This window comes from Pseudomonas chlororaphis, assembly GCA_001023535.1.
Lineage (GTDB): Bacteria > Pseudomonadota > Gammaproteobacteria > Pseudomonadales > Pseudomonadaceae > Aquipseudomonas > Aquipseudomonas chlororaphis_E.
Window position 1 is genome coordinate 2,813,023 of the sequence record CP011020.1, and the last position, 14,759, is coordinate 2,827,781.

A 14,759-nucleotide genomic window follows, 5' to 3' on the forward strand; every position below is an offset into this window, starting at 1 on the left:
AGCGCCGGCATCACCGCCGGCGCGTGGATCCTTAGAGCTTGGGCATGCCGCCGCCGGGCAACATACCGCCCATGCCGCGCATCATCTTGGCCATCCCGCCCTTGGCGGAGAATTTCTTCATCATCTTCTGCATCTGCTTGTGCTGCTTGATCAAGCGACCGATGTCCTGCACCTGGGTGCCCGAACCCATGGCGATACGGCGCTTGCGCGAACCGCTGATCAGCTCGGGGTCGCGGCGCTCGGCCGGGGTCATGGAGTTGATGATGGCTTCCATCTGCTTGAACTGCTTTTCAGCCGCGCCCTGGGCATTGCCCATCTGCGCCAGGTTCACGCCACCGATGTTCGGCAGTTTGTCCATGAGGCCGCCCAGGCCGCCCATGTTCTTCATTTGTTGCAACTGGTCGCGGAAGTCTTCGAGGTCGAAGCCCTTGCCCTTCTTCAGCTTCTTGGCCAGCTTGTCGGCCTTTTCCTTGTCGAGGGTCTGCTCGGCCTGCTCGATCAGGCTGAGCACGTCGCCCATGCCCAGGATGCGCGAAGCGATACGCTCGGGGTGGAACGGTTCGAGCGCTTCGCTCTTCTCGCCCATGCCGATGAACTTGATCGGTTTGCCGGTGATGGCGCGGACCGACAGCGCGGCACCGCCACGGGCATCGCCGTCGACCTTGGTCAGGATCACGCCGGTCAGCGGCAACGCATCGCCGAACGCCTTGGCGGTGTTGGCCGCGTCCTGGCCGGTCATGGCATCGACCACGAACAGGGTTTCCACCGGGTTGATCGCGGCATGCAAGGCCTTGATCTCGCCCATCATCTCGTCATCGATGTGCAGGCGACCGGCGGTGTCGACGATGACCACGTCGATGAACTTGAGCTTGGCTTCCTTTATAGCGGCCTGGGCGATGTCCACCGGTTTCTGGCTCAGGTCGGACGGGAAGAAGGTCACGCCGATGTCGTTGGCCAGGGTTTCCAGCTGCTTGATCGCCGCCGGGCGGTAGATGTCCGCGGACACCACCATCACCGACTTCTTCTTGCGCTCCTTGAGCAGGCGCGCCAGTTTGCCGGCGGTGGTGGTCTTGCCCGCGCCCTGCAGGCCGGCCATCAACACCACGGCAGGCGGGACGGCGCTCAGGTTCAGGTCTTCGTTGGCGGCGCCCATCAGGCTTTCGAGTTCGGCCTGGACGATCTTCACGAACGCCTGGCCCGGCGTCAGGCTGCGCGACACTTCGGTGCCGACGGCGCGTTCCTTGACCGAGTTGACGAAGTCCTTGACCACCGGCAGGGCGACGTCGGCTTCGAGCAACGCCATGCGCACTTCGCGCAGGGTGTCTTTGATGTTGTCCTCGGTCAGTTTCGCCTTGCCGGTGACATGGCGCAGCGTCTGCGAGAGACGGTCGGTTAGGTTTTCAAACATGCGCGATCCTTTCAGGCCCAGATGAGACCGGGATAATGGCGGCCCAGACCGTGAAAAATGTGCTCGGCGAGCCTGCGGCGTGGGCAGGTCGCGGATTATAGCGAAGAAGCGTGCAACGTACACCTGCCGGTCTTTCGTGTGGCGGGGGTTCTATGCCAAACTCAGCGACTTTCGGGCCTGCTTAACAGGATTTATGCTCCCCTTGCCACCCAGCTTGCTTGCCACACTCGCCGCCGCCTGCCTCTACGCCGCTGCGACCCTCTATCAAGGCACTCGCCTGGCCTCCGGCGCCAAGGCGAACAAACGCCTGCTGGTCACGCTTGGCGTGCTGGCGGTGCTCGGCCACGCGGCCAGCCTTTATACCCACCTGATGACGCCAATTGGCCTGGGCCTGGACTTTTTCAACGCCGCCAGCCTGATCGCCGTGGCCGTGATCGCCCTGACGCTGCTGGCCTGCTCGCGCATCCCGGTGGAAAACCTGCTGGTGCTGCTGTTCCCGCTGGGACTGACGACGGTGCTGCTGGCGCAGTTCGCGCCGTCGGGCACGGTGCAGGTCATCGACGAGGAGCCCGGCATCCTGGCCCACATCCTGCTGTCGATCCTGGCCTACGGCCTGTTCACCATCGCGGTCTTCCAGGCCTTGCTGCTGCTGGTGCAGGACCACCAGCTCAAGAACAAGCACCCGTCCGGGCTGATCCGCAACTTCCCGCCGCTGCAAACCATGGAAAGCCTGCTGTTCGGCTTCCTCTGGGCCGGCTGGACGCTGTTGTCGCTGTCGCTGATCTCCGGTTGGCTGTTCGTCGAGAACCTGTTCGCCCAGCACCTGGTGCACAAGACCCTGCTGGCCTGCCTGGCGTGGGTGGTGTTCAGCGTATTGCTGTGGGGCCGCAACCGCCTGGGCTGGCGCGGCCACAAGGCCATTCGCTGGACCCTCGCCGGTTTCTGCCTGCTGATGCTCGCGTACTTCGGCAGCAAGCTGGTCCGCGAATACATCCTGCATGTGTGACGGACGGCACTGATGGATACGTTGCCCGTGGCGCCACTGCTCGCCGTGTGGGTCGTGCTGATCCTCTGGTCGGCCCTGTTCACCGCCATCGAAGCCGCCCAGCAACACCTGCTGGCCCAGCGCAAAGCCTCCCGGGCCACTGACAAACCGCTCGCGACGCTGAACTTCGCGCTGATCAGCCTGGTTCTGTGCAACACCTTTTGTCGCACCCTGGCCGTGGTCATCGGCACCTTGCTGGCGATTTTCGCCTGGCTGGAGAACGGCCCCTGGGCCGCCTGGCTCGGCACCAGCGTAGCCCTGCTGGTGTTCGCCGACTACCTGCCGCGCTCACTGGCCAGCCGCCACCCCGATTCGGTGCTGGGGGTCGGCAACGCCTTGCTGGGCGTGCCATTGAAGATCGTTTACCCGTTAGCCTGGTTGCTCAACGCCATCAGCCAGTTGCTCCTGCGCCCGTTTGCCCGCAAGGCCAGCGTGGTGGTGCAGAGCGACGACGAAATGCCCACGCCCCCGCGCAACGAGCACGAACCCGAGCACAGCGGCGGCCGGCTGCACCCGATTTCCGGCATCCATGCCCTGGACAACATCACCGTCAACGACATCCTAGTGCCACGCAGCGAGGTCGATGGTATCAACCTCGACGACCCGATCGGCGAGATCATCGAGCAACTGCGCCTGAACCGACGCACCCGCCTGCCGGTGTTCCACAGCGACATCAACCAGGTCGAGGCGGTCCTCAACACCCGCCAGATCCGTCATCTGCTGGCGGATGCCAGCCTGACCCAGGAAGCCCTGCTGGCCGCCTCCCACGAACCCTACTTCGTACCGGAAAGCACGCCATTGCAATTGCAACTGCTGAATTTCCACAAGCAGCAACGGCGCCTGGGCATGGTGGTGGACGAATACGGCGAAGTGCTGGGTATCGTCACCCTGGAAGACATCCTCGAAGAAATCGTCGGCGAATTCGAAAGCGAACACAGCCTCGACAACCCCCATGTGCATCCCCAGCCCGACGGCCGCCTGATGATCGACGGCGCGGCGTCGATCCGCGAGCTGAACCGCACCCTCGGCTGGCACCTGCCTTGCGACGGCCCCAAGACCCTCAACGGGCTGGTGACCGAAGCGCTGGAAACCATTCCCGAAAGCCCGGTGTGCCTGAAGATCGGCCGCTACCGGCTGGAAATCATCGAAACCGTGGACAACCGCGTCAGCCAGGTGCTGGCGTGGCATAACAGTTCGGTGCCTGCGGCGCTCTAACCCCCCAATAACCTCTAAGTGAAATACAGTTGTGGCGAGGGGATTTATCCCCGTTGGGTCGCGCAGCGACCCCAAACTGTTAGTCAGTTGCTTAAGATTCGGCGCAACGTCTTTTGGGGACCGCTTCGCAGTCCAACGGGGATAAATCCCCTCGCCACAAAAGCTCGTTTCGGCGTCAATAGGTATTGTTGATTCGTTAGCCTCCTTCCTATACTCAACCCGCTTATCCAGCCCTCGCCCGAACCCCGTGCCTACCCAGCACCCGGCAGGTTCCGGCCAGATCATCGGCAAAATCCGCATCAGCCCCAGGACTGTTCCTACCCGAAACAGCGACGGGATACCCGCCCACATCCCTGGGTGTTCGACCATAATAATTCGCTCCCACGGAGCACATGACTGTCAGGGATAACTGCATGACCACCACGACCTGCAACGACGCCGTGCTTGCCCAGCCGACGAACTCCGCCACACGCGTGGCCACCGCGAGTTTCATCGGCACCGCCATCGAGTTCTACGACTTCTACGTCTACGCCACCGCCGCCGCCCTGGTGATCGGGCCGGTGTTCTTCCCGCAAACCTCCGGCACGGCGCAGATGCTGTCGTCGTTCCTGACCTTCGGCATCGCCTTTCTCGCCCGCCCGCTGGGCTCGGCGCTGTTTGGCCACTTCGGCGACCGGATCGGGCGCAAGTCCACGCTAGTGGCATCGTTGCTGCTGATGGGCGTGTGCACCACCCTGATCGGTGTGTTGCCCGGCTATGCCAGCATCGGCGCCTGGGCCCCGATCCTCTTGTGCCTGCTGCGTTTTGGCCAAGGCCTGGGTCTGGGCGGTGAATGGGGCGGCGCGGCGCTGCTCGCCACCGAGAATGCGCCAAAAGGCAAGCGCGCCTGGTTCGGCATGTTCCCGCAATTGGGGCCGTCCATCGGCTTCCTGGCGGCCAACGGGCTGTTCCTGAGCCTGGCCATGACCCTGGACGACGAGCAATTTCGCGCCTGGGGCTGGCGCATTCCGTTCCTGCTCAGCGCGGTGCTGGTGATCGTCGGCCTCTACGTGCGCCTGAAGCTGCACGAAACCCCGGTGTTCGCCAACGCCGTGGCCCGCCAGGAACGGGTAAAGGTGCCGCTGGTCGAGCTGTTCAGTCAGTACTGGGCGCCTACCTTGCTGGGCGCCGCGGCAATGGTGGTGTGTTACGCGCTGTTCTACATCTCGACTGTATTTTCCCTGAGCTACGGGGTGTCCACCCTCGGCTACAGCCGCGAGACCTTCCTCGGCCTGCTGTGCTTTGCCGTGCTGTTCATGGCCGCTGCCACGCCCCTCTCGGCCTGGGCCAGCGATCGCTTCGGGCGCAAGCCGGTGCTGATCGGCGGCGGCCTGCTGGCCATTGCCTCGGGCTTTCTCATGGAACCCCTGCTGACCCAAGGCTCGACCGCCGGCGTGGCGTTGTTCCTGTGCATCGAACTGTTCCTGATGGGCGTGACCTTCGCCCCCATGGGCGCCTTGCTGCCAGAGCTGTTCCCCACCCACGTGCGCTACACCGGCGCCTCGGCGGCCTACAACCTGGGCGGGATCGTCGGGGCCTCGGCCGCGCCGTTCTTCGCTCAGAAACTGGTAGCCATGGGTGGCCTGAGCTACGTCGGCGGCTACGTATCGGCCGCTGCCGTGCTCAGCGTGATCGCGGTGCTGTGCCTGAAGGAAACCCGCCACAACGACCTGAACCGGGTCGCCTGAACCCCTCACACCCGCACTGTGGCGAGGGCAGTCCCCCGCCACAGCAACCTGTCACAACGTTGAACAGCTTCCACGAAATAGCTGCTAACAATCACCGGCCATTGAAACCACCCCCCACCTGCCCCATCTAAGACCCATACTCCATTGCGCAGGTGCCCCATGAGCGACCAGCACTCTACTGAAGCCGCGAACGATTACGCAGACGCCGAACACATCGAACATTCCGCCTCCGGCACTGGCCTGGCCCTGCCCGGCCAGAACCTGCCGGACAAGGTCTACATCATCCCCATCCACAATCGTCCGTTCTTCCCGGCCCAGGTGTTGCCGGTCATCGTCAATGAAGAACCGTGGGCCGAAACCCTGGAACTGGTCGCCAAGTCCGAGCACCACTCGCTGGCGCTGTTCTTCATGGACACGCCCCAGGAAGACCCGCGCCATTTCGATACCTCGGCGCTGCCGCTGTACGGCACCCTGGTCAAGGTCCACCACGCCAGTCGCGAAGGCGGCAAATTGCAGTTCGTCGCCCAGGGCCTGACCCGCGTGCGCATCCGCACCTGGCTCAAGCATCATCGCCCGCCCTATCTGGTGGAAGTCGAATACCCGCACCAGCCCAGCGAACCGACCGACGAGGTCAAGGCCTACGGCATGGCGCTGATCAATGCCATCAAGGAATTGCTGCCGCTCAACCCGCTGTACAGCGAAGAACTGAAAAACTACCTCAACCGCTTCAGCCCCAACGACCCGTCGCCGCTGACCGACTTTGCCGCCGCCCTCACCTCCGCCACCGGCAGTGAGTTGCAGGAAGTGCTCGACTGCGTGCCCATGCTCAAGCGCATGGAAAAAGTCCTGCCGATGCTGCGTAAGGAAGTCGAGGTGGCCCGGCTGCAGAAAGAGATTTCCGCCGAGGTCAACAACAAGATCGGCGAACATCAGCGCCAGTTCTTCCTCAAGGAACAGCTCAAGGTCATCCAGCAGGAGCTGGGCCTGACCAAGGACGACCGCAGCGCCGACCTCGAACAGTTCGAGCAGCGCCTGGAAGGCAAGACGCTGTCGATCCAGGCGCAGAAGCGCATCGAAGAGGAAATGAACAAGCTCTCGATCCTGGAGACCGGTTCGCCGGAATACGCCGTCACCCGCAATTACCTGGACTGGGCGACATCGGTGCCATGGGGCGTGTACGGCCAGGACAAACTCGACCTGAAACATGCGCGCAAGGTACTCGACCAGCACCACGCCGGGCTGGACGACATCAAGGACCGCATCCTGGAGTTCCTCGCGGTCGGCGCCTACAAGGGCGAGATCAGTGGCTCCATCGTCCTGCTGGTAGGCCCGCCGGGCGTGGGCAAGACCAGCGTTGGCAAGTCCATTGCCGAATCCCTGGGGCGACCGTTCTACCGCTTCAGCGTCGGCGGCATGCGCGACGAAGCCGAGATCAAGGGGCATCGGCGCACCTACATTGGCGCCCAGCCGGGCAAGCTGGTGCAGGCGCTCAAGGATGTCGAAGTGATGAACCCGGTGATCATGCTCGACGAAATCGACAAGATGGGCCAGAGCTATCAGGGCGACCCGGCGTCCGCCTTGCTGGAAACCCTCGACCCGGAACAGAACGTCGAATTTCTCGATCACTACCTGGACATGCGCCTGGACCTGTCCAAGGTGCTGTTCGTCTGCACCGCCAACACCCTGGACTCGATCCCCGGCCCGCTGCTGGACCGGATGGAAGTCATTCGCCTGTCGGGCTACATCACCGAAGAAAAGGTCGCCATCGCCAAGCGGCATCTGTGGCCCAAGCAACTGGCCAAGGCCGGTGTCGCCAAGGGCAGCCTGAGCATCAGCGACAGCGCCCTCAAGGCCCTGATCGACGGTTACGCCCGTGAAGCCGGGGTGCGCCAGTTGGAGAAACAACTGGGCAAGCTGGTGCGCAAGGCCGTGATCAAGTTGATCGATGAACCGAAGGCGGTGATCAAGCTCGGTCCGAAAGACCTCGAGGCATCCCTGGGCAAACCGGTGTTTCGCAATGAACAGGTGCTGTCCGGTGTCGGCGTGATCACCGGCCTGGCCTGGACCAGCATGGGCGGCGCGACCCTGCCGATCGAAGCGACGCGCATCCACACCCTCAATCGCGGCTTCAAGCTGACCGGGCAACTGGGCGAGGTGATGAAAGAGTCGGCGGAAATTGCCTACAGCTACGTCAGCTCGCACCTCAAGCAATTCGGCGGTGACCCGAAGTTCTTCGACGAAGCCTTCGTGCATTTGCACGTACCGGAAGGCGCCACGCCCAAGGACGGGCCGAGTGCAGGCGTGACCATGGCCAGCGCCCTGCTGTCCCTGGCCCGCAACCAACCGCCGAAGAAAGGCGTGGCGATGACCGGCGAACTGACCCTGACCGGGCACGTGCTGCCGATTGGCGGGGTCCGCGAGAAGGTGATCGCGGCACGCCGGCAGAAAATCAACGAACTGATCCTGCCGGACGCCAACCGGGGCAACTTCGAAGAACTGCCGGACTATCTCAAGGACGGCATGACGGTGCATTTCGCCAAGCGGTTCGCGGATGTGGCGAAGGTGTTGTTCTGAGGATCCTGTAGCGCCTGCACTGCTGTCTTCGCGAGCAAGCCCGCTCCCACAAGGACCAGGTCGTGCACAGAATCTGTGCACGGCGATGATCCAGTGTGGGAGCGGGCTTGCTCGCGAATGGATCATCTGAAACAACACCCCCCCACCTGACACACCCGGTAGCATCTTCGGTTATGCTCGCCATTCGTCGTGAATGCCGGAGCCCTTATGTCCCCCACTCGCCTGCTTGTCCCTTTGAGCCTCGCGCTGTTGAGTGCCTGCGCCACGCAATCGAAACACAACGTGACCGTGGAAAAACTCAGCCAATGCCCGGTGCGGCTCGATAGCGGGCAAAACCTGATCCTGAGTCTGCCCAGCAACCCCACCACCGGGTACCGCTGGACGATCCAGGACTCGGCAGGCGGCGTGCTGAAAAGCCTTGGCCCCGAGGTTTACCGTAACCCGGAAGACGCGGGCATCGTCGGCGCTGCCGGTGTGTCCACCTGGCGCTTCCAGGCGTTCACCGCGGGCACCGGACGCTTGCGCCTGACGTACCAGCAACCCTGGGCACCGGAAGTGCCGCCGGTGGAAACCTTCGACTGCGCCATTTCGGTGAACTGACCGTGGGTTGGCTGATCCTGGCGTTGATGGGCGCGGCCACCTACCTCTATGGCCTGGCCATGCACGCCACGCTGTTGTGCCTGCTGGTCAAGCCCATGCCGGTGCTGGCCCTGCTGGGCTGGCTGCACGATGCGCCGCCTGGCGAATACCGGCGCTGGATCAGCCTGGGGTTGATGTTCTCGCTGGTGGGCGACGTATTGCTGGCCTGGCCTGGGGACCTGTTCGTGTTCGGCCTGGGTGCGTTTCTGCTGGCGCACCTGGCCTACCTGAAGGCCTACCTCAGCGACACTCGTCGCCCGGCGCTGCTACCGTTGGCGCTGGCGCTGGGCATCGGCGCGCTGTTGCTGGGCCTGCTCGTGTCCGGCGGACTCGGGCCGTTGTTGGTGCCGGTGATCGTGTATGGCCTGGTCATCAGCGCCATGCTCTGGCGAGCGCTGGCGCGCCTGGGCAGCCAGGTTCCCCGGCGCTCGGCCTGGCTGGCCGCCGCGGGGGCGCTGGCCTTCGTCGTGTCCGATAGCATGATCGGCATCAACCGCTTCGTCGCGCCCTTCCATGCCGCGCCTTACCTGATCATCCTCAGCTATTGGCTGGGCCAGTGGGGCATCACGGCGTCAGCCTTTACCCGACGGCCCGTCTGAGGCCAGGATCGATGCGCGCGCCCAGCGTCCACAAAGGCTCGCGCCCAGCGGTTTTTTGGTTAAAATGCCGGCCTTTTCACCCTCCATTCCCCTGGAACCCCCGTGAGCAAAGAGCCCGATCGCCTATTCGCCCAACCCTTGGCCCAAGTGCCTGACTTCGCCTTCAACGAGGACGTGGTGCGGGTGTTTCCGGACATGATCAAGCGTTCGGTGCCGGGTTACCCGACCATTGTCGAAAACCTCGGTGTGCTCGCCGCGCAGTTCGCCCAACCGGGCAGCGTGCTCTACGACCTGGGTTCGTCCCTGGGCGCGGTGACCCAGGCGCTGCGCCGTCATGTGCGCACCGACGGCTGCCGGGTGATTGCCGTGGACAACTCGGCGGCCATGGTCGAGCGCTGCCGTGAATACCTGAACGGCCAGGACTCGATGTTCCAGGAGTTGCTCCCGGTGGAGGTGATCGAAGGCGACATCCTCGCCCTGGACTTCCAGCCGGCCTCGGTGGTGGCGCTGAACTTCACCCTGCAATTCATCGCCCCGCAAGAGCGCACCGCTTTATTGGGGCGCATCCGTCAGTCGCTGCTGCCCGGTGGCGCGCTGATCCTGTCGGAAAAACTGCGTTTCAACGATGTCCAGGAGCACGCGCTGCTCACCGACCTGCACGTGGCGTTCAAGCGCGCCAACGGCTACAGCGAACTGGAAATCGCCCAGAAACGCAGCGCCATCGAAAACGTCATGAAGCCCGACAGCCTCGAAGAACACCGCGAGCGCCTGCTGGCGGCCGGGTTCTCGAAAGTCGTGCCGTGGTTCCAATGCCTTAACTTCGCCTCGTTGATTGCCCTGCCATGATTGACCTGTCCCCCCTCGCCCGCCATCTGGCCGGCACCCCCTTGGCCGCCTGGGCCGCGATGCTGCAGACGCAACTCGACCGCAAAATGGAAAAGGGCCACGGCGACCTGGAACGCTGGCAAAGCGCCCTCGATGCCTTGCCCGTCCTGCAGCCAAGCAAAATCGACTTGCTCAACGGCCTGACGCTGGACACCGATTGCAGTGACGAAACCCGCGCGCAGATGCGTACGGCACTGATGGGCCTGTCGCCGTGGCGCAAAGGCCCGTTCGACCTGTTTGGCGTGCACGTGGACACCGAATGGCGCTCGGACTGGAAGTGGTCGCGGGTCGCGCCGCACCTTGACCTCAAGGGTAAGCGCATCCTCGACGTGGGCTGCGGCAATGGCTATTACATGTGGCGGATGCTCGGGGCCGGGGCCGACACCGTGATCGGCGTCGATCCCAACTGGCTGTTCTTCTGCCAGTTCCAGGCGGTGCAGCGCTACCTGTCGCAGCCCAATGCCTGGCACCTGCCGTTCCCGTTCGAAGACCTGCCGCCAGACCTCGAAGGGTTCGATACGGTGTTTTCCATGGGTGTGTTCTATCACCGCCGCTCGCCGATCGAACACTTGCTGGCCCTCAAGGACTGCCTGGTCAAGGGCGGTGAACTGGTGCTCGAAACCCTGGTGATCGAAGGCGACGAACATCAGGTGCTGGTGCCCGAGGACCGCTACGCGCAGATGCGTAACGTGTGGTTCCTGCCCTCGGTGCCGGCCCTGGAACGCTGGCTGCGGCGTGCCGGGTTCAGCGACGTGCGCTGCGTGGACGTGAGCCTGACGAGCGTCGAGGAACAGCGCAGCACCGAGTGGATGAAGTACCAGTCATTGAGTGACTTCCTCGATCCTGCGGACCACGGCAAAACCATCGAAGGCCTGCCGGCGCCGATGCGGGCGGTAATTGTGGCGCGTAAATAGATAGATTGTCCCCTTATGTGAGCCAGTCCATGTTCACTTTAGGGCTGCCAATCATTGTGGCGAGGGAGCTTGCTCCCGCTCGGCTGCACAGCAGCCGTAAAATCCGCCAACTGGTTTTTCCTGAGGCACTGTGTTGAATGGTTTGGGGCCGCTGCGCAGCCCAGCGGGAGCAAGCTCCCTCGCCACAGGGCTATGTATTCAACCTTGCGATTTGACCCTGCGCGCCTTGAAGAACTCGCTCAACACCGTGCTGCATTCCTCCGCGAGCACCCCACCCTCGAACATCACCCGATGGTTCAAGAAGCCCTGGCTGAAAAACTGCCCCTGACTCTGGACGATGCCGGCCTTGGGTTCCAGGGCGCCGTAGACGACCCGGGCGATGCGCGAGTGGACGATGAGGCCGGCGCACATGCTGCACGGCTCCAGCGTGACGTAGAGGGTGCTGCCCGGCAGGCGATAGTTGCTCACGGCCTGGGCCGCGGCACGAATGGCGACCATTTCGGCGTGGGCACTGGGGTCGTGGCCGCTGATCGGGCAGTTGAAGCCGCGCCCGATGATCTCGCCGTCCTGCACCAGCACCGCGCCCACCGGCACTTCGCCCAAGGCCGCGCCTTGGGCGGCGAGGGCCAGGGCTTCGCGCATGAAATCCTGGTCACGGCTGCGGTCGATGATCCGCGCGGGACGAATCTGGCGCATCACGCCACCTCGATGGCGGCCATCAGGCCGGTTTCCATGTGGTCGATCACATGGCAGTGGAACATCCATACCCCCGGATTATCCGCCACCAGCGCCACCTGGGCCCGCTCGTTCTTGCCCAGCAGGTAGGTGTCGGTGAAGTACGGGACAACCTTGTGCCGGTTGGAGGCGATCACCTTGAAGCTCATGCCGTGCAAGTGGATCGGATGCTGGTACTGGGTCATGTTCTTCAGTTCGAAAATATAGCTCTGGCCTTTTTTCAGCGTGGCAATCGGCCGGTCGGCGCAGGTCTTGTCGGTGATGTCCCAGGCCTTGCCGTTGATCTGCCACAGGCTCGGCGGCTTGCCGTTGTCCACGTTGACTGACACCGAACCGACCCATTCGAAATTGAAGTTGAGTTTCTCGGCATTGGCCAGGTCCGGCTCGGCGACCGGGTTGGCGGGCAGCGCGGGAGGCCACTGGGTGGGCGCATCGTTGTTGGCCACCGAGCGCAAGGTGCCCAGGCGCACCGGGCCGTTGCGCAACGACAGCTCCTCCCCGGCCGGCGGCGCCTTGATCGCCAGGCAGATGCGCATGCCCGGTCCCAGCCAGTATTCCTTGCCCAGCGGGCGCGGCTCGACGGGATTGCCGTCCAGTGCGTAGATCTGCGCTTCGGCGCCCGGAATATTGATCCGGTAGGTCAGGGTGTTATCCAGGTTGAGCAAGCGCACCCGGGTGATCTGCCCGGCCGGCAGGTCGATGACCGCCTGCGACACGCCGTTGATGGTCGACAGCCGCCCCGCCGTTCCGCCACGGGCCGCTTCGCGGGGCACGCTGAAGGCCACGAACTCGCCCTGCTCGTCCACGTGCCAACTCTTGAGGCTCAGGGTCTGTTCGTACTTGAAGCCGGTGGGCTCGCGCTCCTCGACGATCAACGGCCCCACGAGGCCACGACCAAGCTCCTCGCTGCTGTTGACGTGAGGGTGATACCAATAGCTGCCGGCGTCCGGCACACGGAATTTGTAATCGAAGTACTCGCCCGGCAGCACCGGCAACTGCGAGACATACGGCACGCCGTCCATCTCCAGCGGCAGGCGGATGCCGTGCCAATGGATGGTGGTGGCGACCGGCAGGTGGTTGATGAACCGCACCCGCAACCATTCACCCTGGCGTACCCGCAGCTCGGTGCCCGGCGCCGACGGGCCGAAGGCCCAGGCCTGGGTCTTGTGCCCGGCCACCAGTTCCACGTCCAGGGGCGCGGCGATCAATTCATAGTCGTGCCCAGCCTGGGCATCCGCCCGCTTGCCCAACCAATACCGCGATGCGCCTCCCGCGCCAACGCCCACGACAACAAGACCGGCCAGGCCACCGAGAATTTGGCGACGGGTAAACGACATGAAGGCAACCACCTATTGAATCCGCGCGAACCGGTAGGCCCGCAAAAGGCGAATACGATACACCCGCAATTGAGAAAGATTAAGTGAAGGATTGTCGCGCAGGCCTGCCAGAGGCGACGAGAGGGCCTGGGGGTGCCCCTCCCCCCAGGTTATCAGCCAACCAAAGCCTCCCAGTCCTCGAAAATCATTCCTGGTAAGCGTCGGCCTTCCTTCGCAACGTTGACCTGCAAGGCTGCCAGGGCAACATCCAACACATTTTTGGTAAGCGAATAACTGCCCTTGCTCTGCAGCCAGCTCAGCACGTCCGCCAAGTGCCAGATAGACGCACTGCCCTCGTGTACGGGCGTCGGGAAGCTGCTCGGGTGGGCCAACATCAACTTGCGCATGTTCTGCCGAGACACGCCGACGATCTCGGCCACATCGGTGAGCCCGACCAGATCAGGAGCAACCTCGATCAGCCGGGCCGCTGGTACCGCACGGCGTACGTCGCCCAAAGCGCTGAGCACGGCCTTAATCGCGTCAGGGGCATCGCGCGTGAATTCGAGAGCCAACCGTCCCGGCTGTCCTATGCCTACCAAGGCATCGTCGCAACCGGACGCACCCAGCCGCTCCAACAGTTCATCCGAGGTACGGTCGTCGTCAGCAAGCTGATATTTCAGGGTAAAGGTATATTCCACTGTCTTACTCCTCAGCATCGTCATCAGCCTCGCAACGACTGCGATGGGTCGTGCAATTGTCTACAACGCGTTGTAGCGCTCGCGCATGATTGCCAGGGTTTCTCGGCGAGCTCCATATCGATGTGATGCAGAACTCACCGCAACGGCACGCTTCGTCGTTATACGGACAATAAGCGCGTCCCCAGGCATGACTGCCGCCGACCTCTATGCGCCACCCCCACGCTTCGGCATGCCTCAGCGCGTCTTCAACCTCTTTTTTCGGATGCGAGGGACGAATCATCAAGGCTCACCAGTATTCGCATGGCCTGCCTGGTTGTCAAATGACAACCTTATCCTTCCTTGGAGGATAGGCATTCCCGGCGCAACGCTGAGGGCCGAATCGTAGCGAAAGGTGACAGTGCCGGACGGCTTCTGCGTCGAGGGCCAAAACAGCGCAAGGGAAAAACGGCAAGGGCATCAAAACAAAAGCCCTGCAGAGATTATCCACAGGGCTTTTCAGATGCTCCGCGACGCAAGGATCACCCCGCCAACAACCGCGCCTTCTCCCCACGGGGTGTGAAGAACGCCAGCGCCGCCGCGACGACGAACAGCGCGGGCACGTCGCCGAGCAGATGGCCGTAATGGCTCATGCCGTCCATGCCGACGCCAAAGGACTGCACGGCCATGATCGCGCCATGCACGATGCTCGACCACACCGTAAACCAGATCAGGCTCAAGTGCCTCATCGGATCACGCGAAGCCCTGAGCAGGAACACACCTAGCGTGGCATAGAGGCCCACGATCATCAGCGGATAGTCGGAATAGCCGCTGTGCCACGTCCAACCGGACGGCCACAGGATCATCAGCGGCCAGATCGCAAACACGGAGATCAGGCCCACCCCGATCAAAACCATGCGCAAGGCGGCGAGTTTTTGGGTGTCGTTCATGGCGCTCTCCTTATTGCGGCGCAGCGGGCGCCGAAACGGGACGCGGTTGAGTATAGAAGGCCCCTTGGTTTGTAGTGC

At 63.3% G+C, this 14,759-nt stretch carries 13 protein-coding genes; 8 read left to right on the top strand and 5 right to left on the bottom strand.

Annotated elements, in window-relative coordinates:
• Positions 1–31: 31 nt before the first annotated feature.
• Positions 32–1,408, bottom strand: coding sequence for an RNA-binding protein (locus tag VM99_12405; protein AKJ98828.1), 1,377 nt, complete (start codon positions 1,406–1,408; stop codon positions 32–34).
• 193 nt (positions 1,409–1,601) lie between these two features.
• Here VM99_12405 and VM99_12410 point away from each other — a divergent pair, with 193 nt between their 5' ends.
• The 8 genes from VM99_12410 (at position 1,602) to VM99_12445 (ending at position 11,006) form a co-directional block, all read left to right on the top strand.
• Positions 1,602–2,414, top strand: coding sequence for a cytochrome C assembly protein (locus VM99_12410; protein ID AKJ98829.1), 813 nt, complete (start codon positions 1,602–1,604; stop codon positions 2,412–2,414).
• Between the two features lie 12 nt (positions 2,415–2,426).
• Complete coding sequence (locus VM99_12415; GenBank protein ID AKJ98830.1) at positions 2,427–3,668, top strand: CBS:transporter-associated region; 1,242 nt, start codon at positions 2,427–2,429, stop codon at positions 3,666–3,668.
• A gap of 413 nt (positions 3,669–4,081) precedes the next feature.
• Positions 4,082–5,395, top strand: coding sequence for an MFS transporter (locus VM99_12420; protein ID AKJ98831.1), 1,314 nt, complete (start codon positions 4,082–4,084; stop codon positions 5,393–5,395).
• A 159-nt stretch (positions 5,396–5,554) separates the two neighbouring features.
• The gene (locus VM99_12425) at positions 5,555–7,969 is read left to right on the top strand and encodes a Lon protease (protein AKJ98832.1); all 2,415 of its coding nucleotides are present in this window, start codon (positions 5,555–5,557) and stop codon (positions 7,967–7,969) included.
• A gap of 207 nt (positions 7,970–8,176) precedes the next feature.
• A complete protein-coding gene (locus tag VM99_12430) occupies positions 8,177–8,569 on the top strand; it encodes a peptidase inhibitor I42 (GenBank protein ID AKJ98833.1) in 393 nt (130 codons plus the stop codon).
• 2 nt (positions 8,570–8,571) lie between these two features.
• A complete protein-coding gene (locus VM99_12435) occupies positions 8,572–9,207 on the top strand; it encodes a membrane protein (GenBank protein ID AKJ98834.1) in 636 nt (211 codons plus the stop codon).
• 102 nt (positions 9,208–9,309) lie between these two features.
• Positions 9,310–10,053 carry a tRNA methyltransferase gene (locus VM99_12440; GenBank protein AKJ98835.1) on the top strand — a complete coding sequence of 248 codons (744 nt, stop codon included), beginning with the start codon at positions 9,310–9,312 and terminating at the stop codon, positions 10,051–10,053.
• Positions 10,050–11,006: a tRNA methyltransferase gene (locus VM99_12445; protein ID AKJ98836.1), complete on the top strand. Its 957-nt coding sequence runs from the start codon at positions 10,050–10,052 to the stop codon at positions 11,004–11,006. The genes VM99_12440 and VM99_12445 overlap by 4 nt, the downstream gene beginning before the upstream one ends.
• Before the next feature lie 198 nt (positions 11,007–11,204).
• On the opposite strand, the gene VM99_12450 is transcribed toward VM99_12445, so the two are convergent.
• From VM99_12450 to VM99_12465, 4 genes are all read right to left on the bottom strand, one after another.
• Positions 11,205–11,702, bottom strand: coding sequence for a zinc-binding protein (locus VM99_12450; protein AKJ98837.1), 498 nt, complete (start codon positions 11,700–11,702; stop codon positions 11,205–11,207).
• A complete protein-coding gene (locus tag VM99_12455) occupies positions 11,702–13,078 on the bottom strand; it encodes a copper oxidase (protein ID AKK01741.1) in 1,377 nt (458 codons plus the stop codon). Before VM99_12455 ends, VM99_12450 begins: the two co-directional genes overlap by 1 nt.
• A gap of 152 nt (positions 13,079–13,230) precedes the next feature.
• Entirely contained in the window at positions 13,231–13,755 is a 525-nt protein-coding gene (locus VM99_12460; protein AKK01742.1) for a DNA-binding protein, read from the bottom strand.
• A gap of 518 nt (positions 13,756–14,273) precedes the next feature.
• Entirely contained in the window at positions 14,274–14,681 is a 408-nt protein-coding gene (locus VM99_12465) for a membrane protein (GenBank protein ID AKJ98838.1), read from the bottom strand.
• Positions 14,682–14,759: the final 78 nt, after the last annotated feature.

What these genes read in the sequence shown, in the direction of transcription:
- VM99_12405 (AKJ98828.1), bottom strand. Translation starts at nt 1,408, where the DNA reads ATGTTTGAAAACCTAACCGACCGTCTCTCGCAGACGCTGCGCCATGTC.
- VM99_12410 (AKJ98829.1), top strand. Translation starts at nt 1,602, where the DNA reads ATGCTCCCCTTGCCACCCAGCTTGCTTGCCACACTCGCCGCCGCCTGC.
- VM99_12415 (AKJ98830.1), top strand. Translation starts at nt 2,427, where the DNA reads ATGGATACGTTGCCCGTGGCGCCACTGCTCGCCGTGTGGGTCGTGCTG.
- VM99_12420 (AKJ98831.1), top strand. Translation starts at nt 4,082, where the DNA reads ATGACCACCACGACCTGCAACGACGCCGTGCTTGCCCAGCCGACGAAC.
- VM99_12425 (AKJ98832.1), top strand. Translation starts at nt 5,555, where the DNA reads ATGAGCGACCAGCACTCTACTGAAGCCGCGAACGATTACGCAGACGCC.
- VM99_12430 (AKJ98833.1), top strand. Translation starts at nt 8,177, where the DNA reads ATGTCCCCCACTCGCCTGCTTGTCCCTTTGAGCCTCGCGCTGTTGAGT.
- VM99_12445 (AKJ98836.1), top strand. Translation starts at nt 10,050, where the DNA reads ATGATTGACCTGTCCCCCCTCGCCCGCCATCTGGCCGGCACCCCCTTG.
- VM99_12450 (AKJ98837.1), bottom strand. Translation starts at nt 11,702, where the DNA reads ATGCGCCAGATTCGTCCCGCGCGGATCATCGACCGCAGCCGTGACCAG.
- VM99_12455 (AKK01741.1), bottom strand. Translation starts at nt 13,078, where the DNA reads ATGTCGTTTACCCGTCGCCAAATTCTCGGTGGCCTGGCCGGTCTTGTT.
- VM99_12465 (AKJ98838.1), bottom strand. Translation starts at nt 14,681, where the DNA reads ATGAACGACACCCAAAAACTCGCCGCCTTGCGCATGGTTTTGATCGGG.